Annotated in this window: 20 protein-coding genes and 1 tRNA gene; 14 read left to right on the top strand and 7 right to left on the bottom strand. The window is 69.1% G+C overall.

What is annotated here, in order from left to right; all coding sequences use genetic code 11:
- The first annotated feature begins 20 nt into the window (after positions 1–20).
- Both QM721_RS04925 and QM721_RS04920 read left to right on the top strand, forming a co-directional pair.
- Complete coding sequence (locus QM721_RS04925) at positions 21–626, top strand: TetR family transcriptional regulator (protein ID WP_415119559.1); 606 nt, start codon at positions 21–23, stop codon at positions 624–626.
- Between the two features lie 95 nt (positions 627–721).
- Positions 722–1,501: a hypothetical protein gene (locus QM721_RS04920; protein ID WP_415119557.1), complete on the top strand. Its 780-nt coding sequence runs from the start codon at positions 722–724 to the stop codon at positions 1,499–1,501.
- Between the two features lie 646 nt (positions 1,502–2,147).
- On the opposite strand, the gene QM721_RS04915 is transcribed toward QM721_RS04920, so the two are convergent.
- Positions 2,148–2,221: transfer RNA gene (locus QM721_RS04915), tRNA-Gly, on the bottom strand.
- Between the two features lie 135 nt (positions 2,222–2,356).
- Here QM721_RS04915 and QM721_RS04910 point away from each other — a divergent pair.
- The 3 genes from QM721_RS04910 (at position 2,357) to QM721_RS04900 (ending at position 5,438) form a co-directional block, all read left to right on the top strand.
- Positions 2,357–2,971: a DUF1707 SHOCT-like domain-containing protein gene (locus QM721_RS04910; protein WP_415119555.1), complete on the top strand. Its 615-nt coding sequence runs from the start codon at positions 2,357–2,359 to the stop codon at positions 2,969–2,971.
- Positions 2,972–3,222: 251 nt separating this feature from the next.
- A complete protein-coding gene (locus QM721_RS04905) occupies positions 3,223–3,714 on the top strand; it encodes a PH domain-containing protein (protein ID WP_415119553.1) in 492 nt (163 codons plus the stop codon).
- Complete coding sequence (locus tag QM721_RS04900) at positions 3,711–5,438, top strand: PH domain-containing protein (protein ID WP_415119551.1); 1,728 nt, start codon at positions 3,711–3,713, stop codon at positions 5,436–5,438. Before QM721_RS04905 ends, QM721_RS04900 begins: the two co-directional genes overlap by 4 nt.
- A gap of 148 nt (positions 5,439–5,586) precedes the next feature.
- On the opposite strand, the gene galE is transcribed toward QM721_RS04900, so the two are convergent.
- Positions 5,587–6,555, bottom strand: a complete 969-nt coding sequence (gene galE, locus QM721_RS04895; RefSeq protein ID WP_415119549.1) for a UDP-glucose 4-epimerase GalE — start codon at positions 6,553–6,555, stop codon at positions 5,587–5,589.
- A 61-nt stretch (positions 6,556–6,616) separates the two neighbouring features.
- Here galE and ppgK point away from each other — a divergent pair, with 61 nt between their 5' ends.
- The gene (ppgK, locus tag QM721_RS04890; protein ID WP_415119547.1) at positions 6,617–7,369 is read left to right on the top strand and encodes a polyphosphate--glucose phosphotransferase; all 753 of its coding nucleotides are present in this window, start codon (positions 6,617–6,619) and stop codon (positions 7,367–7,369) included.
- Between the two features lie 119 nt (positions 7,370–7,488).
- On the opposite strand, the gene QM721_RS04885 is transcribed toward ppgK, so the two are convergent.
- Both QM721_RS04885 and QM721_RS04880 read right to left on the bottom strand, forming a co-directional pair.
- Positions 7,489–8,196: an RES family NAD+ phosphorylase gene (locus QM721_RS04885; RefSeq protein ID WP_415120118.1), complete on the bottom strand. Its 708-nt coding sequence runs from the start codon at positions 8,194–8,196 to the stop codon at positions 7,489–7,491.
- On the bottom strand, positions 8,141–8,776 hold the full coding sequence (locus QM721_RS04880; RefSeq protein WP_415119545.1) for a hypothetical protein: 636 nt from the start codon (positions 8,774–8,776) through the stop codon (positions 8,141–8,143). The genes QM721_RS04885 and QM721_RS04880 overlap by 56 nt, the downstream gene beginning before the upstream one ends.
- A 399-nt stretch (positions 8,777–9,175) precedes the next feature.
- Between QM721_RS04880 and deoC the strand changes: the two genes are divergently transcribed.
- The 5 genes from deoC (at position 9,176) to QM721_RS04855 (ending at position 16,733) form a co-directional block, all read left to right on the top strand.
- Complete coding sequence (deoC, locus tag QM721_RS04875; protein WP_415120116.1) at positions 9,176–10,138, top strand: deoxyribose-phosphate aldolase; 963 nt, start codon at positions 9,176–9,178, stop codon at positions 10,136–10,138.
- A 20-nt stretch (positions 10,139–10,158) separates the two neighbouring features.
- Positions 10,159–11,586 (top strand): aldehyde dehydrogenase family protein, encoded by a 1,428-nt coding sequence (locus QM721_RS04870; protein WP_415119543.1) that lies wholly within the window; start codon positions 10,159–10,161, stop codon positions 11,584–11,586.
- Positions 11,583–12,440 (top strand): aldehyde dehydrogenase family protein, encoded by an 858-nt coding sequence (locus QM721_RS04865; protein ID WP_415119541.1) that lies wholly within the window; start codon positions 11,583–11,585, stop codon positions 12,438–12,440. The genes QM721_RS04870 and QM721_RS04865 overlap by 4 nt, the downstream gene beginning before the upstream one ends.
- 610 nt (positions 12,441–13,050) lie before the next feature.
- Positions 13,051–13,863, top strand: a complete 813-nt coding sequence (locus QM721_RS04860; protein ID WP_415119539.1) for an FAD binding domain-containing protein — start codon at positions 13,051–13,053, stop codon at positions 13,861–13,863.
- A 23-nt stretch (positions 13,864–13,886) separates the two neighbouring features.
- Positions 13,887–16,733, top strand: coding sequence for a molybdopterin-dependent oxidoreductase (locus tag QM721_RS04855; RefSeq protein ID WP_415119537.1), 2,847 nt, complete (start codon positions 13,887–13,889; stop codon positions 16,731–16,733).
- 197 nt (positions 16,734–16,930) lie between these two features.
- Here QM721_RS04855 and QM721_RS04850 read toward each other — a convergent pair whose 3' ends face one another.
- Together QM721_RS04850 and QM721_RS04845 are read right to left on the bottom strand one after the other, a co-directional pair.
- Complete coding sequence (locus QM721_RS04850) at positions 16,931–18,331, bottom strand: 8-oxoguanine deaminase (RefSeq protein ID WP_415119535.1); 1,401 nt, start codon at positions 18,329–18,331, stop codon at positions 16,931–16,933.
- A complete protein-coding gene (locus QM721_RS04845; RefSeq protein ID WP_415119533.1) occupies positions 18,328–19,419 on the bottom strand; it encodes an XdhC family protein in 1,092 nt (363 codons plus the stop codon). The genes QM721_RS04850 and QM721_RS04845 overlap by 4 nt, the downstream gene beginning before the upstream one ends.
- A 179-nt stretch (positions 19,420–19,598) precedes the next feature.
- Between QM721_RS04845 and QM721_RS04840 the strand changes: the two genes are divergently transcribed.
- The 3 genes from QM721_RS04840 to QM721_RS04830 all read left to right on the top strand — a co-directional run bounded on the left by QM721_RS04840 (position 19,599) and on the right by QM721_RS04830 (position 23,735).
- Positions 19,599–21,626 carry a solute carrier family 23 protein gene (locus QM721_RS04840; RefSeq protein WP_415119531.1) on the top strand — a complete coding sequence of 676 codons (2,028 nt, stop codon included), beginning with the start codon at positions 19,599–19,601 and terminating at the stop codon, positions 21,624–21,626.
- A gap of 73 nt (positions 21,627–21,699) precedes the next feature.
- Positions 21,700–23,142, top strand: a complete 1,443-nt coding sequence (locus tag QM721_RS04835) for an amidohydrolase family protein (RefSeq protein ID WP_415119529.1) — start codon at positions 21,700–21,702, stop codon at positions 23,140–23,142.
- The gene (locus QM721_RS04830; RefSeq protein ID WP_415119527.1) at positions 23,142–23,735 is read left to right on the top strand and encodes a nucleotidyltransferase family protein; all 594 of its coding nucleotides are present in this window, start codon (positions 23,142–23,144) and stop codon (positions 23,733–23,735) included. The genes QM721_RS04835 and QM721_RS04830 overlap by 1 nt, the downstream gene beginning before the upstream one ends.
- A 387-nt stretch (positions 23,736–24,122) precedes the next feature.
- Here QM721_RS04830 and argS read toward each other — a convergent pair whose 3' ends face one another.
- On the bottom strand, positions 24,123–25,757 hold the full coding sequence (gene argS, locus QM721_RS04825; RefSeq protein ID WP_415119525.1) for an arginine--tRNA ligase: 1,635 nt from the start codon (positions 25,755–25,757) through the stop codon (positions 24,123–24,125).
- Between the last annotated feature and the right edge of the window lie 533 nt (positions 25,758–26,290).

The following is a 26,290-nucleotide window of genomic DNA, read 5'->3' as shown; positions in this document are numbered from 1 at the left end:
GCAGCAGAGAGGACGGCGGCATGACGGACACCACCCGCAAGCCGCGGGGCCGGCGACCTGGCCGGGCCGACACCAGAGCGACGATTCGCCGAGCGGCGCTCACGCTGTTCTCGAATGTCGGCTACGACAAGGTCTCGCTGCGCGCCATCGCCCGCGAGGCAGACGTCGACCCGGCGCTGATTCACCACTACTTCACCAGCAAGTCCGACCTGTTCGCGCAGACGGTGCTCGACCTACCGCTCGACCCCGAGCAGGTGGTGACCCACGTGCTGGACGGCCCGCGCGAACAGATCGGCGCCCGTGCGGTGGCCTCCTTTCTGGCCGTGTACGACAGCCCGGAGGGCGGCCGCGACCGCTTCACTGCCATGCTGCGCTCGGCCGTGGCCGCAGACATCGTGCACCGTCCGCTGAGCGAGTTCATGTCGAAAGAGGTGTTCGGGCCGATCGCTGAGCAGTTGGGGCACCGCGACCACCGGCTACGGGGCCAACTCGCGGTCAGCCTGGTGCTGGGCATGGCGCTCAGCCGCTACATCTTGAAGCTGCCGGCACTTGAGGCGGCACCCGACGCCGAGCTCGTCGGGAGCATGGGTCGCGCGATGCAGGAAATCCTGGTCGAGCCCTGGTGAGTGCCGGTTGGTCCATTCCGGGCAGTGCCGGGTCTGGCTGGCCGTGGGTTGCCGAGTCGTGCCGCGGGTAGGCTTGGCGCGGAATCAGGAGGACGATGAGCTGGCCAGCACCAACCGGTGACCCGATTCGCCCCGCCATGGGCGCGGCGTCCCCGTCCGGCGACCAGGCACCCGGCACCGACCACCACTCGCCCACCGGCCAGCAGGTTGGCACGCTGCCGCCGCCCGCCCCACTGCCGCCCCCTTCGTCCGACTCGACCACCCCTGCGCCGACGACGGCCGGTGGCATCCAGACCCTCGCCCCCACAGGCACCCAACCGGGCCTGGCGCGGCTGAGCGAGAAGACCGGGCAGCCGGTTCGTCCGTGGACGATCTGGGCGGCTGCGGTCTTCATGTTCGGCGGCGCGATCGCGGTGACCGTCGGGCTGCTGATCGCGATGTGGGCCATGGCCTCACCCTGGGTCGAGGTGGCCGACGGCTGGACCAAGGACGACAAATTCAACGAGGCCACGTGGCTGACCGCACAGTTTCCGTCGGAACCGGCGAGCGGCTGGCGGGTGTTCTTCGCCATCGTGTGCTGCCTGATCGCGGTGATCGTGGCCGGCACCGTTGCGGTGATCGGCTACTACGCCTTCGCCGGCTACGGCTGGACCCGCATCGGAGCGCTGGTCGCACTCGCGGTGTCGCTGCTGTCGCTGCTGATCACGCCGATCGCCGCCCTCTCGATCGGCCTGGTGGCGCTGGGCGCGGGCGCGTTGTGGTTGCCGCCGACCGCCCCCTTCTTCAACCGCTGGCACCTGGTTCGGCACCCGGTGGCCGCCTATTCAGAGCCCGTCGAGAACGTGTTCTACGGGCCGTTGCCGCGCTATCGCTGACCAGACCGGGCAGCGGCGAGGGTGCGTGCCGACCCCCGTTCAGAGGTTGCCGCGCCATCGCCACCACACCCGGGTGAAGGCACGATGGATCAAACCTCGTCGAGGTCCGAGCCGGCTTTCATTGCATGACTGAGCAGCTCGTAACCATCATCGAAGACCAGGTGCAACGAGCTCCACACGACGACCCGCGGGGTCGGCCCCAACCATGAGCCAGCGGCGTGGATCGTTCTCACCGGCCAGAGGGCGTGAGTACCGGACGTTCGCGGACGCGTAGCGGACGGCGGCGTCATCGAATCGGTCGCGACGGTCGTTCTTGCGAGCGAACTGGTGCAGCACAGTCAACATGCCTGGCCCACTCGCGGACCACGGCCCGGATCCCGTCCGAGTGGGTGGCGATGCCCTCAGCTTCGGCGCGCGCGGCGCGCGCGGCGAGGGTCGATGCGTCGAGGCACACCGGCACGACCACCCCAGGACCGTCACCCACCGGCGGGCGCCCGCGACACGGCTTTCCTACGGAAGTGCTGATCAATGCGCTCACGCTGGTTGAGCTTGTCGAAACCCCTTGCCGCAGCGTGATGCCCGAGGTCTCGACAAGCTCGACCAGCGGTGGTTGCGTTGATCAGCGCTTCTTTGACGATGCACTTCGTGGAGCGGGCGACGGGAATCGAACCCGCATTCTCAGCTTGGGAAGCTGATGTTCTGCCATTGAACTACGCCCGCTGGAGCGGCGAACCGCGGTCAGTCTAGCGGGGTTCGCGCGAGCATCGCATCACGGCTCAGGGTCTCCCCCGCCCGATCCCTGGAGGCTGGCCCGGCCGCTGTCATCGTCCATCGGCGGGTACTAGCGTCGGCTGCATGAGTTTTGCCGAACCCACCGACGTCGGGCCCGCCTTCGGGGGTGACCTGCCGGTCAGCCCCAGCGACAAGACCCGGGTGCTGGCCCTGCTTGATGCCGCACGCGCCGAGGGCCGGATCACCCAAACCGAACACGCCGAGCGCAGCCAAGCTGCGCACCTCGCCCAGACCTTCGACGACCTGGTGCCGCTGACCCGCGACCTGGTCGCGCTCGATGCCCCCACGGCCGCACCTGCGGCGTGGTCGTCCGCCCCTGGCGACCCGGACGCCGGCCCCGAGTTGATCGTGGCCATCTTCGGCGGGGCCAGCCGCACCGGGCGCTGGCATCCACGCCGCAACCTGAGCGTGCTGACCCTGTTCGGCGGCACCGAACTCGACCTCACCCAGGCCGTCTTCACCGACAACGTGTGCGAGATCAACGTGTTCTGCCTGTTCGGCGGCGTCGAGGTCAAGGTTCCCGACGGCACCCAGGTGCGCAACGAGGCCATCGCCATCTTCGGCGGCGCCGACACCAAGACCGTGCCGCCGGTTGCCGGTGGCCCGACCGTGATCGTCAAGGGTCTGGTCGGCTTCGGCGGCATCGAGGTGCGCGGCCTCAGCAAGAAGGACCGCTAGAGAAGTACCGATCAACGCACGCACCGCCGGTTGACCTCGTCGAAACCCCTAGCCACAGCATCATGGCCACAGTCTCGACAAGCTCGACCAGCCACAGCATCATGGCCACAGTCTCGACAAGCTCGACCAGCCACAGCATCATGGCCACAGTCTCGACAAGCTCGACCAGCGAAGGATCAGCGTTTCCCTAGCGCACCGCGCGCCACGACGACCGCTGACCTCCCACTTGGTTCGTCCGTAGGGTTGGACCCATGGACGACCTGTTCGCTCCGCCGGCCGAGATCTGGCAGCGCATCGCGCCCTCGTACGCGACGGTGTTGCGGCTACGCATGCTGATCACCACGGTCATCGTCACCGGGCTGGTTGGCACCGTGGTCTGGCTTACCGCCGGAGGGCTGTGGGCGGCGCCGTTGATCGCCGTCGGGGTCGGCTACGCCGGCTGGCAGTGGTTCCGGCTCGGCCGCTGGGTGCGCACCTGGGGCTACGCCGAACGCGGCGACGACCTGTACCTCACTCATGGCCTGTGGTTTCGCGAACTCACCGTGATTCCGTACGGCCGCATGCAGGCGGTGAAAGTCGAAAGCGGCCCACTGGGCCGGGCGTTCGGCTTGGCCAGTGTGGAACTGGTGACCTCAAGCCTGCAGTCTGGCGCGACCATTCCGGGCCTGCCGCAGCATGAAGCCGAGCGATTGCGTGATCGGCTGATCGCGATCGGGATCGGCGACGACGAGGTCGTCCGGTGAGCATTCCCCCGGCACGCTTCTCGGGTCGGCCGGGCGTGCCGGTGCCGTTTTCCGCACCCGTCGACGACCGATCCACCACGGCTGAGGTCTCGACAAGCTCGACCAACGACACACCGGTCGACGACCGATCCACCACCGCTCAGGTCTCGACAAGCTCGACCAACGACACACCCGCCGACCACCGATCCACCACCGCTCAGGTCTCGACAAGCTCGACCAACGACACACCCGCCGACCACCGATCCACCACCGCTCAGGTCTCGACAAGCTCGACCAACGACACACCCGCCCACCACCGATCCACCACCGCTCAGGTCTCGACAAGCTCGACCAACGGCGATGGGCGCTTTCCCGTGTCGGCACTGCGCGTCGAAAAGCCGCACCCGCTCACGCCCCTGGTGCGCGCCTGGGTGCTGGTGCTGGCCGCCGTCTGGGCGATCGGACGCGAATTGCTCGGCAACACCGAAGGGTTCCGGCTGCCCCCACTGACCTGGCTCACCATCGGCGGCGGCCTGGTGGTGCTGGTGCTGCTGGTGTTCGCCTACCTCGACTGGCGAGCCACCTCGTTCATTCTCGACCACGGCGAACTGCGCATCGAGACCGGCGTGTTCACCCGCTCGTCGCAGCGCATCCGGTTCGGTCGCATCCAGTCCGTCGACATCACCGAACCGCTGGGCGCCCGGCTGCTCGGGCTGGCCGAGATCGCCATCGACGTCGGCGCCGAGGGCGGGCACCAGGTGCGGTACCTGTCCAGGGCCCGCGCGGCCGCCATGCGCGACTACCTGCTGGCCCGGGCCCACGGCCTGCAGCAGGCTGAGCTGACCCAACGCGTCAGCACCGGAGTGCTGGACGACCTGGGCGAACACGACCAGGTGCTGGTGCGGGTGCCGCCGCAACGACTGCTGATCGGCGCCCTGTTGTCGCACCAGTTTCTGCTGCTGACCGTGCCCCTGTTGTTGCTCGTCGCCGCTCTCATCGCGTTCGATCCGCACGGGCCCGAAGCGGTGTTGAGCAACCCGCTGCTGGTCATCGGCGCCACACTGCCGGCGCTGGGCGGCCTGTGGAGCTTCGTCGCCCAGCGGGTGATCGGCCAATGGAACTACACCTTCGTACGCAGCGGCCCGGGTGTGAAAATCACCCGCGGCTTGACCAGCCTGAGCAGTCAGTCGGTGCCCCGGCATCGCATTCAGTCGCTGCGCATCGCTCAGCCGTTGTGGTGGCGCGGCCTCGACCTGTTTCGGGTCGACCTGGCCGTGCTCGGCAACCACGGGCTGACCACCGACGAAGACGGCGCGGGCCGCACCAGCATTCTGTTGCCGATCGGCACCCGCGCAGAGGTGGAGCTGGTGCTGCGCACGATCTGGCCCGGGCTGGCACTGCCGGCCATCGCCGTTCAGCACAGCCCTGAGCGAGCCCGCTGGCTGCAGCCGCTCAGCCAGCGCTGGGTGGCTTGGGGCGTGGACGACTCGGTGCTGCTCACCCGGTCGGGCTGGCTGACCCGCACCCAGCACGTCGTGCCGCACGCCCGCATTCAGTCGCTGGCCTTGGAGCAGGGCCCACTGGCCAGGCGGCTGGGGCTGGCCAGCGTCGCGATTCACACCACACAGGCGCTGACGCTCATCCGGGCTCGGCACCTTGATCCGGCCACGGCACGCGACCTGGCGCTGAGCGAAACCCTCCGGGCCCGGACGTCGGCTCTGCGCAGCCTGCTGTCGCCAAGGTAAGCGACGCCAAAAACCCTTGTCAGAGCGGCGCATGTGGGGTCTCGACACGCTCGGGTCTCGACACGTCCGGGTCTCGACACGTCCGGGTCTCGACACATCCTGGTCTCGACACGCTCGGGTCTCGACAAGCTCGACCAGCGCAGGACGATCAGTGAGCGGCCCTGCGGGCGCTCCAGGCACTGGCCACCATCTGGTCGACGGTGTGCCGCATGCTCCAGTTCAGGTCGGCCGCAGCGGCGCTCCCGTCGGCCACGATCCGGTCGGGGTCACCGGCCCGGCGCGGGCCGATCTCAGGGGTGAAGTCGACGCCGGTGACGCGGCGCATGGCGTCCATGATCTGCAGCACGCTCAACCCGTCGCCGCTGCCCAGGTTGTAGCCGGGCAGCAGCGGGCGTCCAGCCTCCAACGCCTGTGCGGCGGCCACGTGCGAGACGGCCACATCGCCCACATGCACGTAGTCGCGCACGCACGAGCCGTCCGGGGTGGCATAGTCGGTGCCGTTCACCCGGGGGGTGCGGCCCTCGATCAGAGCCTCGATCACCAGCGGAAAAAGGTTATGCGGGCTGAGGTCGCAGACCTCGTCGGTGGCCGAACCGACCACGTTGAAGTAGCGCAGCGCCACCCCCTGAAACTCCGGCCGGGCCCGGGTCACGTCGGCGATCAGCCACTCGCCGATCAGCTTCGACTCGCCGTAGGGCGATTCGGGGTGGGTGGCGGAATCTTCGGTGACCAGTTCGGTGGCGGGGGTTCCGTACACGGCGGCGCTGGAGCTGAACACCAGCTTGTTCACTCCGGCCCGGTGCATGGCCTCAAGCACCGCGACCGTGCCGGTGACATTCTGGGTGTAGGTGTGCAACGGGCGCTTGACCGAGACCCCCGCGTACTTGAACCCGGCGACGTGCACCACCCCGTTGCAGCCGTGGCGCTCGAGAGTGTCGGCGAGCAGTTCGACGTCGAGAATGTCGCCCTGCACGAACGCCACATCGGACGGAACGAACGACGGCCGTCCCGACGACAGGTCGTCGACGACCACCGGCGTGATGCCCACCGAACTGAACGCGCGCACCACGTGCGCACCGATGTAGCCGGCGCCACCGGTGACCAACCATGAACTCATGCCGACCAGTCTGGCCCCGGGGTCTGCCCCTGGCCAATCGCTTGTCACTAATGTGTGCGGCATGGCTACGAACATCGCGCTCGGCATCGACATCGGCGGCTCGGGTATCAAAGGGGCACTGGTCGACCTGCACGCCGGAGACTTCGCCAGCGAGCGGCTGCGCATCGAGACGCCGCAGAAGTCGACCCCGGCCAACGTCGCCGCGGTAGTGGGCGAGATCGTCGCGAACTTCGCCGACCAACTGGGCGACGGGCCGATCGGACTGACCATTCCCGCGATCGTGCAGCACGGCGTAACCGTGTCGGCGGCCAATATCGACCCGGCGTGGGTCAACTGCCCGGCCGAAAAGCTCTTTTGCGAGGCCCTGGGCCGCGACGTGGTGCTGGTCAACGACGCCGACGCCGCCGGCTTCGCCGAGGTGCAGTTCGGCGCCGCCAAGGGCCACCCCGGTCTGGTCATCATCACCACCCTGGGCACCGGCATCGGGTCGGCGATCGTGCACCGCGGGGTGCTGATCCCCAACTCAGAACTCGGCCACCTCGAGATCGACGGCTTCGACGCCGAAAAGCGGGCGGCGGCGAGCGTCCGCGCCAGAGAGGGGCTGAGCTGGGGCGAGTACGTGCCCCGGCTGCAGCGCTACTACGAGACCGTCGAGTTTCTGTTCTCACCCGACCTGCTGGTGGTCGGCGGCGGGGTGAGCAAGAAGGCCGACAAATTCCTGCCCCACCTGAAGCTGCGCACCCCGATCGTGCCCGCCCAGTTGCAGAACCGGGCCGGCATCATCGGTGCCGCGGTGCTGGCGGTGCAGCAGTAGACCGACCTGATCGGCTGCTTGGCAAGCGCTCATTCTTCGCTGGTCGAGCGCGTCGAGGCCTCGGGCATGACCCTGCGGCAAGGGGTTTCGACAGGTTCAACCAGCACTGGGCGCCGCGATCAATACTTCGCCTGGGCTTTCGAAGCCTGCCAGGCACACAGGCCGAGATGCGGCTGCTTGTGGTACCGGGTTTCCCGCATCAGGGAACCGATCGGTGAGGCGCGTTCGGCCACCAGCTCGACCGGCACCCACAAGTCTGGATCAGGGTTGCTCCATTGCGCCGGCTGATCCGTCTGGTACTCGTAGCGTTCACCGAACAGGGTGAGGTTGACCGCCCCCGAAAGCGATGCGGACGGCGACTGGACGCCACGGAAGCCCGCCCGGCGTAGTTCATGACCCAGACTTTGCGCCCGCGCGTGATCGTCCTCGACGGCGATCGCTGGGTCGAGCCCGCACGCCGCGTAGTCGTCGAACGTCGCCAGGTCGGCGATGTCGTCACAGGCCACCCACACGGCCCACATGTCGCGGGTCATCTCGTCCAGCCGGTCTTTGCCGCGAATGTGGAAATACCGGATGGCCTCCGCCCAAGCGCCTCGGGCTGAGTGCGCGAAGTACTGTGCGTACTCGAGGCCAACCCGGTTCCATCGACCACTGGGCTGGATAGGTTTCGGCGCACCCCCGGAATGAAACAGCGGCGGGTTGCGGCTGTCGACCTGGCGGTACAGCAACCTCTCGACGCGAACTCGTCGCGGCGACTGCTTCCCGTGGCAGCTAGCGCCGGGCACTGTCGGCGTATTCCAGGAGTGGCTGCCAGGCCCGGTCCACATCATCATTCATCAGGTCGACGGGGCTGGCCCCGAGCCGGGGGTGTTCGCTGGTGAACCACAGCGCCACGCCGGTCGGAGTGAAGCTACCTCTGATCGCCTCCGCGCACAGGGCGACCAGAAGCACGCGGCGAGCGTTCTTGGGCCGGATCTTCGTGCCGCCCCTCCAGGTGGAGACCGTCTTTTCGGTCACTCCAAGGATGCGCGCCCACGTCACCAGGTCGGCGCTCGGCAGCATCTTGAACAGCTCCGCTGCGGCCACTTCCGGATTGCTCGGGTCATCGAGCACTTGAACCCGTAGCTGGGTCTCGATGCGATCCAGCGTGTCGTTGAGCACCATAAGCAGCCTGCGCGTCTTCATGATGTCGCCGGCTTCGGCAGCCCGCACCAGCAGGCTGTGATTGACCCACAAGACATTAAGCTCTGCGGCTTCAATGCCCGCCTGGTGCAGGTCGATGAGCGCATCGGCGATCCGGTTGAGACCGCTCGGGCTGGTCGTGTCGAGGCCACCCGGATCAGGAAGCGCATCCTCGGCGGCCTCGACGGCGGCGAGCTTGGCCTCAATGGACTGAGCAGGAGGCATCAATACTCCCTTCAACTACTTACGCACACAGAACTTTGCTTACCTTAATGCCTCGCGTTCTGGATTTCTTCCTCTTGGTTGCTTAAGGGAAGCGCTGAGTCAATGCGGCACTTCGTTGGTCGAGCGTGGCGAGGCCTTCGGACGGCATGGTGCCCACGAGGGGTTTCGACAAGCTCAACCAGCGCTGGTGGCGTTGATCAGCAGCCTCACCCGCCCGTTCAGGGCATGAACCTGAGACCGTCGCCACCTGAGCCCTCGAGCTTGTCGGCCCAGCCAGCCCGACAGCCCATATGCCCAGCAGTGGGCTGATAGTGGCCCGTCTCGTGGCCGCCGACACTCGTGAACTGCCCGGTTCAATCTCGGCCGGTGGAAACACGGGGCACAGGGAACCGGCTCACTATGCTCACCCGGGTGAGCACGACGCTGCCGTCGGATGTCACCGACGCAACCTCATCGGGTGCTGCGCTGCGCCGTTTTCTGCACGGCCTGCCCGGCGTCGATCAGGTGGGTGCCGACCAACGCGCCGCTGCCCTGGGCGCCCGGTCGATCAAGACCTCCAGTAAGCAGTGGGCGCTCGACCTCGCCGTCCGGATGGTCGACCTGACCACGCTGGAGGGCATGGACACCGCAGGCAAAGTGCGCGCGCTGTGCAGCAAGGCGATGCGTCCCGACCCGGCCGACCCCTCGTGCCCGCATACCGCAGCGGTTTGCGTGTACGGCGATCTGGTGGGGGTGGCCAAGGACGCCCTGGGTGACTCCGGCGTGCACGTGGCGGCGGTTGCCACCGCGTTCCCGTCCGGCCGGGCCTCGCGAACCGTCCGGCTGGCCGACACCGCCGAGGCGGTGGCCGCGGGGGCCGACGAGATCGACATGGTGATCGATCGCGGCGCCTTTCTGGCCGGGCGCTACCTCGAGGTCTACGACGACATCGTCGCCGTCCGCGAGGCCTGCGGTGAGGCGCATCTGAAGGTGATCTTCGAGACCGGCGAGCTGCAGACCTACGACAACGTGCGCCGGGCCTCGTGGCTGGCCATGCTGGCCGGAGCGGACTTCATCAAGACCTCCACCGGGAAGATTCAGCCGGCGGCCACCCTGCCGGTGACCATGGTGCTGGTCGAGGCCGTCCGCGACTTTCGCGAGGCGACCGGCACCATGGTGGGGGTCAAGCCGGCCGGCGGCATTCGCACCGCCAAAGACGCGATCAAGTACCTGGTGATGGTGAACGAGGTCGCCGGGCCCGACTGGCTGAACCCCGACTGGTTTCGGTTCGGCGCCTCCACCCTGCTCAACGACCTGCTGATGCAGCGCACCAAGCTGGCCACCGGGCGCTACAGCGGCCCCGACTATTTCACCCTCGACTGAGAACGGGGAGCACCAGCCTCATGACCACCTTCGACTACGCGCCCGCGCTCGAGTCGCGCTCGATCGTCGCCATCAAGCCGCGCTACGGGCTGTTCATCGGCGGCGAGTTCGTCGACGGCCGCGGCCAGAGCTTCACGACCATCGACCCGGCCACCGAAGAGGCGCTCGCCGAAGTGTCCGAAGCGTCCGAGGACGACGTCGACCTGGCCGTTCAGGCCGCTCGCAAGGCGTTTCGCTCCTGGTCACGGATGAGTGGCGCCGAGCGCGGCACGTACCTGTTTCGGATCGCGCGGATCATTGCCGAGCGGTCCCGCGAACTGGCCGTGCTGGAGTCGATCGACAACGGCAAGCCGATCAAAGAATCCCGCGACGTCGACGTGCCGACCGTCGCGGCGCACTTCTTCTACTACGCGGGCTGGGCCGACAAGCTTGAGCACGCCGGGTTCGGGCCCAACCCGCAGCCACTGGGCGTGGCCGGCCAGGTGATTCCGTGGAACTTCCCGCTGCTGATGCTGGCCTGGAAGATCGCCCCGGCGCTGGCCTGCGGCAACACCGTGGTGCTGAAACCGGCCGAGACCACCCCGCTGACCGCGCTGCTGTTCGCCGAGATCTGCCAGCAAGCCGACCTGCCTCCGGGCGTGGTGAACATCGTCACCGGCGCAGAGGCCACCGGACGCGCCCTGGTCGCCCACCCCGGAGTCGACAAGGTCGCCTTCACCGGCTCGACCGAGGTGGGCAAGGCCATCGCCCGCAGCGTCGCCGGCACCGCTCAGCGGGTCACCCTTGAACTGGGCGGCAAGGCGGCCAACATCGTCTTCGACGACGCCCCGCTCGATCAGGCGGTCGAGGGCATCGTGAACGGCATCTTCTTCAACCAGGGCCACGTCTGCTGCGCCGGCTCGCGGCTGCTCGTGCAAGAGTCGGTGAGCGAAGAGGTGCTGGCCAGGCTGAAGCGCCGGATGAGCACCCTGCGGCTGGGTGATCCGCTCGACAAGAACACCGACATCGGCGCGATCAACTCCGCCCAGCAACTGGCCGCGATCCGTGAGCTGTCGGCGGCCGGCGAGGCCGAGGGCGCCGGACGCTGGTCGCCGGCCTGCGCACTGCCCGAACGGGGATTCTGGTTCCCGCCGACCATCTTCACCGGGGTATCGCAGGCGCACCGCATCGCGCGGGAGGAGATCTTCGGGCCGGTGCTATCGATGCTGACGTTCCGCACGCCATCCGAGGCCGTCGAGAAGGCGAACAACACCCCGTTCGGGTTGTCGGCGGGCATCTGGTCCGAGAAAGGCTCCCGGACTCTGTGGATGGCCTCGAAGCTGCGCGCCGGCGTGGTGTGGAGCAATACGTTCAACCGCTTCGACCCGGCCAGCCCGTTCGGCGGTTACAAAGAGTCGGGGTACGGCCGCGAGGGCGGCCGGCATGGGCTGGAAGGGTACCTGCAGTGAGCCGCACCGGCGTTCGCAAGACCTACAAGCTGTACATTGGCGGCGCCTTCCCACGCTCGGAGTCGGGCCGCACCTACCTGGTCAACGACGCCACCGGCGCTCTGCTGGCGAACGCGTCGAAGGCGTCCCGCAAGGACGCCCGCGACGCCGTGCAGGCCGCCCGCAAGGCGTTCGGCGGCTGGTCGGGGCGGGCCGCGTACAACCGCGGCCAGGTGGTGTACCGCGTCGCCGAGGTGCTGGAGTCGCGCCGGGCGCAGTTCGAGGCCGAGATCGTGGCCGCGATGGGCGCCACGCCAGCCGAGGCCGATGCCGAGGTGGACGCCGCGATCGACCGGCTGGTCTGGTACGCCGGATGGTCGGACAAGATCGCCCAAGTGCTCGGGGGCGCGAACCCCGTTGCCGGGCCCTACTTCAACCTGTCGTCGCCGGAGCCGACGGGGGTGGTGGCCGTGGTCGCGCCGGAGTCGCCGCTGCTGGGCCTGGTGTCGGTGGTGGCGCCGCTGATCGCGGTGGGCAATACCTGCGTGGTGATCGCCTCGCAGCCGGCACCGCTCCTGGCGATCACGTTCGCCGAGGTGCTGGCCACCTCCGACGTGCCCGGCGGGGTGGTGAACATTCTCACCGGTGACGCCGCCGAGATCGCGCCCTGGCTGGCCAGCCACCTGGACGTCAACGGCCTCGACCTGACCGGGGTGACCCACACCGACCTGGCCCGCGACCTCGAGATCGCCGCCGCCGGGAACCTGAAGCGGGTGCGACGCCCCGGCGTCGAGAATCTAGCGATGTCGCCCGCGCTCGACCGGATGACCCGTTTTCTGGAGATCAAGACCGTCTGGCACCCGTTGGGGGTGTGATCCGCCCGCGCTTAGAGGTCGGCGCCCCGGCGGAAACAATGACCACCACCGCCAATCAATTCGGGGTGTGATCCGCCCGCGCTTAGAGGTCGGCGCCCCGGCCCCACGTTCGCCGGGCGAACAAGGCTAGGAGCCGACGACGAGATGTGCTTCGGCAGTGCAGTGGGGCATCGGTTGACTGTGCTCGCCGAGAAGTGCGAGTTATCGAAGGAGGTACTGATCAGTGGCGACTTCGCCGCAGCCAAATGAGAGTTATGGAGCTTCGGCGGCGTTGCCATAACGCGCGTTTCGCCGCAACTGCGCCGAGTTCGGGCTGAGGGCTCCTCCATAACGCTCGAATGGCCGCAGAGTTGCCCGCGAGGCAGAGCAGGCCCCGATCAAGGCCGACTGGCACCGCACGGGGTCTGACCCAACAACGCTTCTAGGTCTCGCCGAGGCGATCATCGAAGGCAACGCGGGTCGAACGTGTCCAAGCGCCCTCACCAACCACGTGGACCCCTCAGGCCTCGACAACCGGATCAACCAACCTCAGCCGGCGCGTTCACAGGCCGACCCAGAAGCTGCACCCGGCCGAAACACGGGCGATACATCGGGTCGGTTTACTGTGCCGATGGACCTGAACACCATCACGCGGTTTCGGCGCCCGCGCTCGCGCGGAGACTTGGTCCTGGCCCCGGGTGAGACGCTGCTGGCCGGCGGAACCTGGCTGTTCTCTGAACCGCAACCCGAGACATCCGGCCTGGTCGACCTGACCGCGCTCGGTTGGACGCCCCTTAAGGTCAGCGATGCCGGGCTGCGGATCGCCGCCACCTGCACGATCGCCGAACTGCTTGCGTTGCCGCAGCAGCCGGGCTGGACGGCCCAGCCGTTCTTTCGGGCCTGCGCCGACGCGCTGTTGATGTCGTTCAAGATCTGGGGGCTGGCCACGGTGGGCGGCAACATCTGCCGCTCGTTCGCCGCCGGCTCGATGACCACGCTGGCCGCGACCCTTGACGCCGAGGCCGAGATCTGGTGCCCGGACGGCACCGACCGCCGCGAACCGGTGGCCGGGCTGATCACCGGCAACGGCACCAACACGCTCGCCCCGGGCGAGGTACTGCGGGCGATCGAGATTCCGCATCGCACCCTGGTGGCCACCACGGCACTGCGCAAGATCGCGCTGGCGAAGCTGGGCCGCTCCGGTGCGGTGCTGACCGGACGGCTCGACCCGGACGGGTCCGCGCTGTTCGTGATCACCGCCGCCACGCTGCGCCCGGTGCTGCTGCGCTACCCCGAACTTCCGGACGCCGCCACGCTGCGCGCCGATGTCGCCGACGCCCCGGACTACTACACCGACCCGCTCGGTGCCGCCGATTGGCGCCGGCAGGTCAGCCAGGTGCTGATGGACGAGGTGCGCGTCGAGTTGGCGGGGGGTGCCCGATGACTGCCGAGGGAGTGGGGAGCCCGATGAACAGACCGGTCCCGGCTGCGGACCTGACCGCCGAAGGCACTGTCTCGACCACGGACGGGACCGCCGGGCCCGGGTGCGTCGAAACCCAGGCCGCCGACGAAATCCACTGCACGGTGGACGGCGCCGCGCTGGACGGCGTCCCCGCCCCCGGTCAGTGCCTGCGCACCTTCCTGCGCGAGCACGGGCACCTGGGCATGAAGAAGGGCTGCGACGCCGGCGACTGCGGCGCCTGCTCGGTGCTGCTGGACGGACGCCCGGTGCACTCCTGCCTGGTGCCGGCCGTCCGCGTCGACGGGGCCGAGGTCACCACAGCCTCCGGCCTGGGCACCGCTGACGACCTGCACCCGATGCAGCGGTCGTTCTGCGACAACTTCGGCTTCCAGTGCGGGTTCTGCACCGCCGGCATGATCGTGACCGCGTCCACCCTGACCGCCGACGACGTCGACGACCTGCCCCGGTTGATGAAGGGCAACCTGTGCCGCTGCACCGGTTACCGGTCGATCCGGCAGTCGATCCGGGCCGGCCTGACCGGGGCGGCGACGATCACCGACCAGCCCGCGCCGGGCGAGGCGGCGGTGGGCCGCTCGGTTCCGCCGCCGGCCGGACGCCGGGTGGTGACCGGCACCGAGCCGTACACGTTCGACGTGGTGATGCCGGGCGCGCTGCACCTGCGGCTGCTCAACTCGCCGCATCCACATGCCCGGATCGTCGCCATCGACACCGCGGCCGCCGAGGCGCTGCCGGGCGTCGAACTGGTGCTCACCCACCGCAATGTGCCCGGCGTCCGGTACTCGACGGCCCGGCACGAGCACCGCGTCGACGACCCGGACGACACTCGGATGCTCGACGACGTCGTCCGGTTCCGCGGCCAGCGGGTCGCCGCCGTGGTCGCGACGACGGCCGCGATCGCCGAGCAGGCCTGCCGGTTGATCGAGGTCGACTACCAGGTGCTACCGGCCGTCTTCGATCCCGAGGCGGCGCGGTCGCCCGGTGCCCCGCTGATCCATCCCGACCGGACGCCGGCCGACCGGGTCGACGAGGCCCACCGGAACGTCATCGTCGGGCTGCACGAGGGTCACGGCGGCGACGTGGACGCCGCGCTGGCGGCGTCCGACGTCACGGTGAGTGGGGTCTGGCAGACCCAGCGGGTCAGCCATGCCCAGCTGGAGACGCACGGCACCATCGGCTGGCTGGATGACGCCGGCCGGCTGACCCTGCGCACCTCCACCCAGGTGCCGTTCCTGGTCCGCGACGAGCTCAGCCTGCTGCTGGAGCTGCCCCGCGAGCGGGTCCGGGTGTTCACCGGACGGGTGGGCGGAGGTTTCGGCGGCAAGCAGGAGGTGTTCACCGAGGACCTGGTCGGGCTCGCCGTGCTGCGCACCGGGCGTCCGGTGCAGTTCGAACTGAGCCGCGCCGACGAGTTCTGCCGCACCTCCGTGCGGCATCCGATGCGGGTCGGGGTGAGTCTCGGGGCGTCCGCGGACGGCCGGCTGACCGCGTTGAAGCTCGACCTGCTCTCGGACACCGGCGCCTACGGCAACCACTCCCGCGGGGTGATGTTCCACGCCTGCGCCGAGTCGATCTCGCTGTACAACGTGCCGGTGAAGCGGGTGGACGCCGAGGTGGTCTACACCAACAACGTGCCCTCGGGCGCATTCCGCGGCTACGGGCTGGGGCAGGTGATCTTCGGCGTCGAATCAGCCCTGGACGAGTTGGCCGTCGCCCTGGACATCGACCCGTTCGAGCTGCGCCGGATCAACATGGTCCGCGACGGCGACCCGCTGCTCACCGCGCACGCCGAGCCGGAAGCCGATCTGGTCTACGGCAGCTACGGGCTCGACCAATGCCTCGACCTGGCGGAAGCTGCCCTGACCAGGGGGAACGGCGTGGCGGCGCCGTCCGGCCCGAGCTGGCGCAGCGGCGAAGGCATGGCGGTCGCGATGATCGCCACGATGGCCCCGTTCGGGCATATCTCGCGCACCACGGTCACCCTGCACGCCGACGGCCGCTACCACCTGGGCGTGGGCACCTCCGAGTTCGGCAACGGCACCACCACCGTGCACACCCAGATCGTGGCGACCGCCCTGCACACCGGCGTGGACCGGATCGTGGTGCACCAGTCCGACACCGACGCGGCCCCCTACGACACCGGCGCCTTCGCCTCGGCCGGCACCACGGTCGCCGGCAAGGCGTTGTACTCCGCCGCGCTCAGCCTGCGCACAACACTGCTGACCGCGGCCCACACGCTCACCGGGGCGCCGGCGTCCGATCTGACCCTCGATGCGGACGGGGTGGTCGCCGGTGAGCGCCGGCTCAGCTTCGCGGAGCTGATCGCGGCGGTGCACGACGAGCATCGGGTCGGCGACACCCTGGTGGCCAACGGCGCGGAACTCGGCGACGTCCGCTCGCTGGCCTGGAACGTGCACGCCTTCCGGGTCGCGGTGGACGTCGACACCGGCGAGGTGCGCATTCTGCAGTCCGTCCAGGCCGCGGACGCCGGCACGGTGATGAACCCCGAGCAGTGCCGCGGCCAGGTCGAGGGCGGCGTGGCTCAAGCGATCGGCTCGGCACTACTGGAGGAGGTGCTGGTGGCCGACGGCGTCGTGCTCAATCCGGCCTTCCGCACCTACCGGGTGCCGCAACTCGCCGACATCGGCGACACTGAGGTCTACTTCGCCCAGACCAGCGACGATCTCGGACCCTTCGGCGCCAAGTCGATGAGCGAATCCCCGTACAACCCGGTCGCCGCCGCCCTGGGCAACGCGATCCGCCGGGCGATCGGCGTCCGGCCCTACGAGACGCCGTTCAGCAAGGACCGGGTCTGGCGGCTGGCCGCCGGCTGAAACCCGCCACCGGTACGCGGGGACGGTTCTCTCCGGTCCACACCGGTACGCGGGGACGGTTCTCTCCGGTCCGGAACGCTTCGAAATGGACCGAAAAGAACCGTCCCCGGCGTACCACCGCCGAGGGTTGGTTGCGCTTGTCGAAACCCCTCAGCAGCACACCCTGGTCTCGACAAGCTCGACCAACGAGGAACTACTCAGACCCGCTTGGCCAGATCTCTGGACGCCGCAGCGACACGCTGGGCGACGTCCGGCTCGTCGACGGTCAGCAGGGTGTCGTCGGCGACCACCGGACGGCCGTGCACCAGCAGCAGGGCCAGCGGCGGCTGGGCGGCCAAAGTGAGCGCCGCGACCGGGTCGACCAACCCGGCGTGATCGACGGTGTCGACCTGCCACAGGGCGACATCGGCCAATTTGCCGACCTCGAGCGAGCCCAGTTCGCGATCGCGCCCGAGTACCTTCGCTCCGCCCATGGTGGCCATCCACAAGGCCTTTCGGCCCGACATTCGGTCGGCTCCGGCCCGCAACCGGTTCATCATCACGGCCGCCCGGACTTCTTCGCCCAGCTTGCCCGACTCGTTCGACGCCGCCCCGTCCACGCCGAGCCCGACCGCGACACCCGCGTCCAGCAACTGCGGCACCGGCGCCACCCCCGAACCCAGCCGGGCGTTCGAGGTGGGGCAGTGCGCCATCCCGGTACCGGTGGCGGCGAAGCGAGCGATCGCGGCGTCGTCCAGGTGCACACAGTGCGCCATCCAGACGTCCGGGCCGAGCCAGCCCACCGACTCCAGGTACTCGGTCGGAGTCATACCGAACCGCTCCCGGGTGTAGGCGTCCTCATCGAGAGTTTCCGAGCCGTGGGTGTGCAGCCGGACGCCGAGGTCACGGGCCAGTGCCGCCGCTTCGCGCAGCAGATCGGCGGTCACCGAGAACGGTGAACACGGTGCCAGCGCGACCTGGGCCATCGCTTCGCGGGACGGATCGTGATGTGCCGCGACCGCCTCAGCACTGGCCCGCAGGGCGGCCGCGGTGGTCTCGACGGCGAAGTCCGGCGGCAGCCCGCCGTCCGAGGCGCCCAGGTCCATCGAACCGCGGGTGGCGTGCACCCGTACCCCGATCTCAGTCGCCGCAGCGACGATGCCACCCACGATGTCGCCGGAGCCCTGCGGAAACACGTAGTGGTGATCGGCGACCAAGGTGCAGCCTGAGCGGGCCAGTACCCCCATCGCGCCCAGCGCCGCCACGTGGGTGAGGTCGGCATCGATTCGCGCCCAGATCGGGTACAGCCTCGTCAGCCAGTCGAAGAGGACCGAGTCCTGGGCATATCCCCTGGTCAGCCATTGGTACAGGTGATGGTGGGTGTTGATCAGCCCCGGGGTCAGCAACCGCCCGCGACCGTCCACTCTGGTCAACCCGACCGGTTCGCCGGACGGCGAGCCGTCCGGCGCCCTGCCGTCCAGCGCCCAGGCCGGCGGAGCTCCGCCGCCCACGGCGACGATCTCGGCGCCGTCGATCACCAGATGCCCGTCGGGGTACTCCGTACCGGCTGCGTCGACCGTGACGAGGTGGGCACCGGCGATCACCGTGCGAGCGATCACGCCGGCACCACCGCACAGTGGATCGCTCCCGAGCCGGTCGCCAACGGCTCAGCCCCCGCTCCGGTGCGCGCCGCGATCACCTCGGCCATGATCGACACCGCCGTCTCCATCGGGGTGGACGCCCCCAGGTCGAGCCCAATCGGCGAGTGCAGCCGGGCGATCGCCTCGGCACTGACTCCGGCATGGCGCAGCAACGCCACCCGACGGGTGTGGGTGTGCCGCGACCCCATCGCCCCCACGTACCCGGCCGGCCCGGCCAGCGCCACCTGCAGGGCCGGAATGTCGAACCGCTCCTCGTGGCTGAGCATCGCGATCACGCTGCGCCGGTCGAGTTGCGTCGCCGCCAGGTAGCGGGCCGGCCACTCCACGACCACCTCGTCGGCGTCGGGAAACCTCTGGTTCGTCGCGAATGTCGCCCGGGCGTCCACCACGCTCACCCGGTAGCCGAGTTGCCCACCGAGCCGGCTCAACGCGCCGGCCACGTCCATCGCGCCGACGATCACCAGCCGCGGCCGGACCCTGTTCACCAGCACGGCGAACTCCAGGTCGCCGGAGGCTTCGAGACTGCCGCAGCGCCCGTCGACGGTTCGCTCGGCGAGTTCGGCACGCACCGCGGCCAGCACCTCTCGCGGCAGCACGGCGTCGCCGCCGGTCGGCGTCACCACCCGTCCCAGCAGGTCGGACGGCCCACGCGAGACCAGCGCCAGCGCGGCGTCCCGACCCGCCGCGGCTGCCCGCAACTCGGCGATCAGATCGATGCGCGATGGGTCCAGCTCGTGCGCCAGCACCCGCAACTGGCCGCCGCACGACAACCCGGTCGCGAACGCCCACTCGTCGAACCCGAGGTGTTCGGTGCACACGCCACCCGCCGCCAGCACGCCCGTCGCCAGTTCATGCGCCCGAGCCTCGGCGCAGCCACCCGAGACCGCACCCAGCACGCGCTGCTGAGTCGCTGCCGAACCACCCACCACGGCCATCGATGCCCCGACCGGACGCGGTGCGCTGCCCAGCACCCGGGTGACGGTCACCACCGCGACGGGCGCACCGGCGTCCAGGGCGGTCAGCAGTTGGTCGGCGATCTCGAACATCACGTCCCCTTCCGGGCAGAGCGGTGCTGCTTGCCGATCAGCATCGCCCGGCCCTGTTCCAGTGCGGTGAAGACAGTGTTAACAACACTCGCGCGCCCGCGATACGGGGTCACTGAGGCCACAGGATTATTCCCGCCGCCCAAACGGACGGTGCAGCTTCTTCATGCAGGAGGGTCGCGATGGCGACAGACACAGTGCACGCCTCAGAAGTCACCAAGGCCCGAGTGCATCCAGTTGACGAGGTGCTCCCCGCGCCACGATTGGCAGCTTACGGCTTTCAGCACGTGCTGGCGTTCTACGCCGGCGCAGTGCTGGTGCCGATTCTGGTCTCCAGCGCCTTGGGACTGACCAGCGAGCAGCTCATCCATCTGATCAACGCCGACCTGTTCACCTGTGGCATCGCATCGATCCTGCAGGCAGTCGGCTTCGGCCGGGGCGCCTGGAGGGTCGGCATCAAGTTGCCGCTGCTGCAAGGCGTCACGTTCACCGCGGTCTCGCCGATGATCGCCATCGGCATGGCGGTGATCGGCACCGGCGGCACCCCGGTCGACGGCCTGCTGACCATCTACGGCGCGGTCATCGTGGCCGGCCTGTTCACCTTCTTCGTTGCGCCGTTCTTCGCCAAGCTGCTGCGGTTCTTTCCGCCCGTGGTGACCGGGTCGATCATCTTGATCATTGGTGTCGCCCTGGTTCCGGTCGCCGCCGGTGACATCTCGTTCGGCGCGATCGGCGGCCTCAACGGCGTCGTGATCGACGCGACCGGCGCCTACACGCCGGTGGAAATGTTCGACTACTCGCTGCGCAACCCCGAACTGATGCTGAAGAACCTCGCCTATGCGGGCGGCACGCTGGCGCTGATCCTGGTGGTGCAGCGCTTCACCCGCGGCTTTCTGCAAACCATCGCGGTGCTGCTCGGCCTGGTGGCCGGCACCCTGGTGGCCTTCTTCCTGGGCGACGCCCATTTCGACGACGTCGCCTCGTCGAGCTGGATCGGCGTAACCACCCCGTTCTACTTCGGCGTTCCGCAGTTCTCGATCACCGCGATCCTGTCGATGATCATCGTGATGCTGATCACCATGGTCGAGACCACCGGCGACGCCTACGCCACCGGCGAGATCGTCGGCAAGCGGGTGCGGCCCTCCGACATCTCGGCCGCGATCCGGGCCGACGGCCTGGCCACCACGCTGGGCGGCGTGCTGAACTCATTCCCCTACACGGCGTTCGCCGAGAACGTCGGCCTGGTGCGGCTCACCCAGGTGAAGTCACGCTGGGTGGTCGTCGCGGCCGGCAGCATCATGATCATCCTCGGCCTGCTGCCCAAGGCGGCCGCAATCGTGGCCGGCATTCCGCACCCGGTGCTCGGCGGTGCGGCACTCGCCCTGTTCGCGGCGGTGGCGGTGGCCGGCATCCAGACCCTGCAGAAGGTCGACTTCACCGACCACCGCAACGGCATCGTGGTCGGCACCACGATCGGCGCCGCCGGGCTGATCACCGGCTACGGTGCGATCGCCGGCGCCTTCCCGGGCTGGGCCCAGATCTTCTTCGGCTCGGGCATCACCCTGGGCGCCATCGTCGCGATCGGGCTCAACCTGCTCTTCTTCCACACCGGCGGCGGCCACGGCCAAGCGGTGGCGGGGCGTCCGGGGGTCTCACTGGTCACCATCGAACAGACCAACACGATGACCCGCGACGCGTTCGCCGACACCTTCGGTGACCTGGTGCAGGGAGCCCCGTGGGCGGTCGACGCCGCGTTCGCCGCCCGTCCGTTCGAGGACGCCTACGCGTTGCGGGCCGCCTTCCAAGACGCCCTGCTCGGTGCGACCGAAGAACAGCAGTTGGAGTTGCTGCGGTCGTTCCCCGACCTGGGCAGCCTGCAAGACACCGCGCACGCCCGCTACGCCGATGACCACAGCGTCAAGGGCCTGCCGGAGCTGGCCGGTGAAGACCTCGACGACCTCAACGAGCTGACCACCGCCTTCGAGCAAAAATTCGGCTTCCCGCTGGTGGTCAGCGCCGCCGACGTCGACCGTTACGAGAAGGTGATCGCGCACGGCTGGACGCGGCTGGCCAACTCGCCGGCCGCCGAGAAGGCGGCGGGGCTGCTCGAAGTGGCGAAGATCTTGAACCACCGGTTCAACGAGAAGGTGGCCGACGCCAACCCGATCGCTGCCGCCAAGGCTGCGATCGCAGCCGAGTACGGGCACTGAGTTGGGCACCGCAGCAGGGCCCGCGGCACCACCTGCCGCACCACCGCCCAGTGCGACGGGTGCCACCGCGGGCGTGCACCGCGGGCACCTGCTGCACATCACCGGCGCCACCGGGCTGGCCGGTGCCGACGACAACCTGGTCTCCGTGCCCGACGGCGCGCTCGTGGTGGACGCCACGGGCCGCGTCGCCTGGACCGGTCGGTTCGCCGAACTGCCGTCGGACTACGCCTCCTGGCCGGTGCTCGGCGACGGTTCGGCGATTCTGCTGCCCGGCTTCGTCGACACCCACCTGCACTACCCGCAGACCTACACCACCGACGCCTACGGGGGCGGCCAGCTTCTGGAGTGGCTGGAGCACTGTGTATTCCCGGCCGAGGCGCGGCTGGCGTCCGACGACTATGCGCAGGTGATCGCGCGGCGGTTCACCCGGCGCCGGGCGCAGGTCGGCACCACCGCGGCGATGGTATTCGGTTCGGCCTTCCCCGGCGCCCAGGACGCCTTATTCGAAGCGACCCGAGCGGCCGGATTGCGTCTGGTGTCGGGCCGCGGCATTCAGACCGTCGGGCCGGCCAGCGCAGCCCCACTGATCACCGGTGAGGATCAGGCGATCACGCTGGTGGCCGACGAGATCGACCGCTGGCACTGCGCCGACACCGGCGACGTGGCGTCCGCACTGCTGCATGTGGCGGTGGTGCCGCGGTTCTCGTTGTCGGTCACCCCGCGCACCCTGGCGGCGCTCGGCGAGCTGTACGCCGGCGTCCGCGAACGCGGGGTGTACGTGCACACCCACCTGAATGAGAACAACCGTCCGGGCGACGGCGAGATCGCCGCCGTCCGCGATCTGTACCGGGTACACAGCTATCTCGACACCTACGACGGACGCTTTCTGCCCGGCTCGAAGGTGGGCGGCGAATCGCTGCTCGGGCCGCGCACGATCATGGCCCACGCCGTGCACTGCACCGACGCCGAACTGGCCAGGCTGGCGGCCTCGGGCACGGCGATCGCACATTGCCCCACCTCGCAGCAGTTTCTCGGCTCGGGCACCATGCCGTGGCGCCGCACGATCGCGCACGACGTGACTGTGGCGCTGGGCACCGACGTGGGCGCCGGCGACGAATGGCTGATCCCGCGGGTGGCGAACGACGCCTACAAGGTGCACCTGTCAGAACCCGCCGACGCCTCGGTGGCACTGAGCCCGCCGCAACTGCTCTACCTGGCCACCCTGGCCGGCGCGCAGGCGCTCGACCAGGGCGACCGGTTCGGCAACTTCGACCTGGGCAAAGAGGCTGACTTCGTCACCATCGACCCCGGCCGTGACGAGTTGTTCGCGCTCGCTGTGGCCGCGGCCGGGAATGAACCCGACGAGCACCGCGCGCTCCACCAGTTGCTGTTCACCGTGCTGATGGGGCTGCGCGAGGCAGCCATCGCGCAGGTGCACGTGCAGGGGCGGCAGGTGGTGGCCCCCGACTTCGACGCGGTGCCGGACGCTGACCGGCTCACCCACCGGGTGGCCTGATGCGCAACACGCCCACCCCGGACGAGCCGCCGCTCGGCCCGGTCGTGGGTCTCGTGCTCGCGGCCGGACGCGGCGCCCGAGCCGGCGGGCCCAAAGCGCTGCGCCGCACCGACGACGGCACTGCCTGGGTGGTGCTGGCCGTGGAGCGACTGCTCGCGGGCGGCTGTACCGAGGTGATCGTGGTGCTGGGTGCCGAGGTGATGCGGGCCCGCAAGCTGGTGCCCGCCCATGCGACCGCCGTCTACGCGCCGAGCTGGGAGCGCGGGTTGTCGGCCTCGTTGCGAACCGGCCTGGCCAGCGCCGAGTCGGCGGGCACCGCTCCCCCGTCGGCAGTGGCGGTGACGCCGGTGGACATTCCCGGCGGCAACCCCGAGACGTTGCGCCGGCTGCTGCCCTACCTGGCGACCGACTGCCTGGTCAGAGCCACTTTCGACGGTCGCCCCGGCCACCCGGTGCTGATCGGACGTGAGCACTGGCGCGACCTCGCCCGCTCACTCAGCGGCGACGAGGGCGGCGGCTCGTACCTGCGGGCCCACGGCGTCCGGCTGGTCGAGTGCGGCGACCTGGAGTCGGGCGAGGACGTCGACGAGTAGTCCCGGCATCGGTCATCGCCGGTCGAGCCCCACCCGCCGGTCGAGACCTACCCGCCGATCGAGACCTACCCGCCGATCGAGACCCACCCGCCGGTCGAGCCTGTCGAGACCCACCCGCCGATCGAGCCCCACAAAACCCACCCGCCGGTCGAGCCTGTCGAGACCCACAAAACCCACCCACCAGTCGAGCCCGACGAGACCCACCCGCCGGTCGAGCCTGTCGAGAACCACCCGTCGATCGAGCCTGTCGAGACGTGGACTCGGGCACCCTGACCAGGGGTTTCGACAGCCCCAAGTTTCGACAAGCTCACGGTTTCGACGTAGCTCACGGTTTCGACAAGCTCAACCAACGATGGATGGCTTGAGCGGCACCCTTCTCGTGTCGTGTCACATGCGCTCGGGTGCCACGATGCCCAGCAGGTCCAGACCCTTGCCGAGCACCGTCCGGGTGGCCGCGCAGATCGCCAAACGGGACGTCCGCACCTCACCCTCGCTCTTCAGCACCGGGCACTGTTCGTAGAAGCTGCTCAGCGCGGTGGCAGTGTCGAACAGGTAGGTGCAGAGCTTGTGCGGCTGCAGGCTGACCGCCACCTCGGCGACCACCTCGCCGAACCGCGACAGCAACAGCGCGAGCGCCTGCTCGGCGGGCTCGTCGAGCACCGTCACACCATCGAAGGCCCACCCTTCGGCCCCGGCCTTGCGCAGGATGCCGCTCACCCGGGCGTGGGCGTACTGCAGGTAGGGCCCGGTGTTGCCGGTGGTGGCGACCATCCGGTCGGCGTCGAAGACGTAGTCCTTGTGCAGCGAGGTGGACAGGTCGGCGTACTTCACCGCCGCCATCGCGATCTCGGGCGCGGCCACCTCCTCAGCCAGGTCGAGCAGGGTGTCGAGGGTGACGGTCTTGCCGTCGCGGGTCTTGAACATCTTGCCGTCGGGGCCCAGCACCGACCCGAAACCCACGTGCTCGAGCAGCCCGTCCTGAGGAACCCAGCCGGCCGTCCGGGCCACCGCGAAGACCTGCGCAAAGTGATGCGCCTGCGGCGAGCCGACCACGTAGATGATGCGCTGGGCGTCGAGCTCGCCGAACCGGTAGCGCACCGCGGCCAGGTCGGTGGCGGCGTAGCCGAACCCGCCGTCAGACTTGCGCACGATCAGCGGCGCGTCATCGCCCGGCACGAACACCACCAGGGCGCCGTCGTCGACCACCGCGATGCCGGCTGCCTCAAGATCGGCGGCCACCGTGGGCAGCTTGTCGTTGTACAGCGACTCACCGGCCAGGTCGTCATCGGTGAGCAGTACCCCCAGCCGGGCGTAGGCGGCGTTGAACCCGGCCTTCGACACCTCGATCAACGACCGCCAGATGGCCCGGGTCTGCTCGTCGCCGCTCTGCAGCGCGACAACCCGGCGACGGGCGGCATCTGCAAAGGCCTCGTCGCCACGAAAGTGTTCCTGGGCACGCCGGTACAGTGCGACCGACGAGTCGAGGTCGAGGGTGTCGGCGTCGATGCCCTCGAACAGGATCTGCTCCACCAGCATGCCGAACTGGGTGCCCCAATCGCCGATGTGGTTCTGCGCGATCACGGTGTGGCCCTGGGCGCGCAGCACCCGGGCGAAGCAGTCGCCGATGATGGTGGAGCGCAGGTTGCCAACGTGCATCGGCTTGGCCACGTTGGGTGCCGAGTAGTCGATCACCACCCGCTTCGGCTCTGGCGCCTGCTCTATCACGGCATCCGGCTGATGCAGAATCTGGGTGACCACACCGGCCAGAACCTCACGCTTGAGCCGGATGTTGATGAAACCCGGCCCGGCGATCTCGAGCGGTTCGCACAGATCGGCAAGATCAGCCTCGGCGACGATCCGGGCCGCGATCTCGCGCGGCGGCCTGCCCTCGGCCTTGGCCAGGCGCAACGCCACGTTGCTCTGGAAATGCCCGAACTGGGGTTTGGTCGCCGGACGCAGTTCGGGGTCTACCCCGGTGACGGCCTGGAAACGTTCAGTGAGCAGCACGGGCAGGGAAAGCACGGGTCAATCCTCCCACGTCGCGCGGTGGCTGCCGCGCAAAGTCGCAACCAAGGGCACGCCCACCACGCCGGGCCGGCGCCCGTCATTGCCAGCCCGATCTGCAACCTTCGCGGCCAGCGACGATGCGCTCGCGGCGTTGGAGTGGATCGGGCCACGAGTGTGAAATCTTCGCACCAGTACGATCGTCGCCCGCTGCCGCCGCTGACCACGGTGTCAGGCGCGCGAAGAATTCACACTCCTGCCCGGAGTCCCCCACCATCATCGAGGCAATGATCGAGACCGCAGCGACGCCGAGCGCGTCCGGGCCGTCGGCGCGCGGGAAGAACCCTCTTCGACCCAGTGTGCGGGTGGGCCTGACCAGCCCTATGGAGGCGCCGATTTTCCCTGGTCGAGCGTGTCGAGAGCTCGTACATGCCCCCCGCGGCAAGGGGTTTCGACGTCGCTCAACCAGCGGTGATTACGCTGCTCAGCAGCCCCTTAGGGAAACGCTGATCTTTCGCCGGTCGAGCGTGTCGAGAGCTCGGCCATCATGC

It is taken from the genome of Micropruina sp., from assembly GCF_047602085.1.
Classification (GTDB): domain Bacteria; phylum Actinomycetota; class Actinomycetes; order Propionibacteriales; family Propionibacteriaceae; genus Micropruina.
Note: the sequence above shows the minus strand (reverse complement) of the source record. Positions and strands in the feature narration are given on the sequence as shown.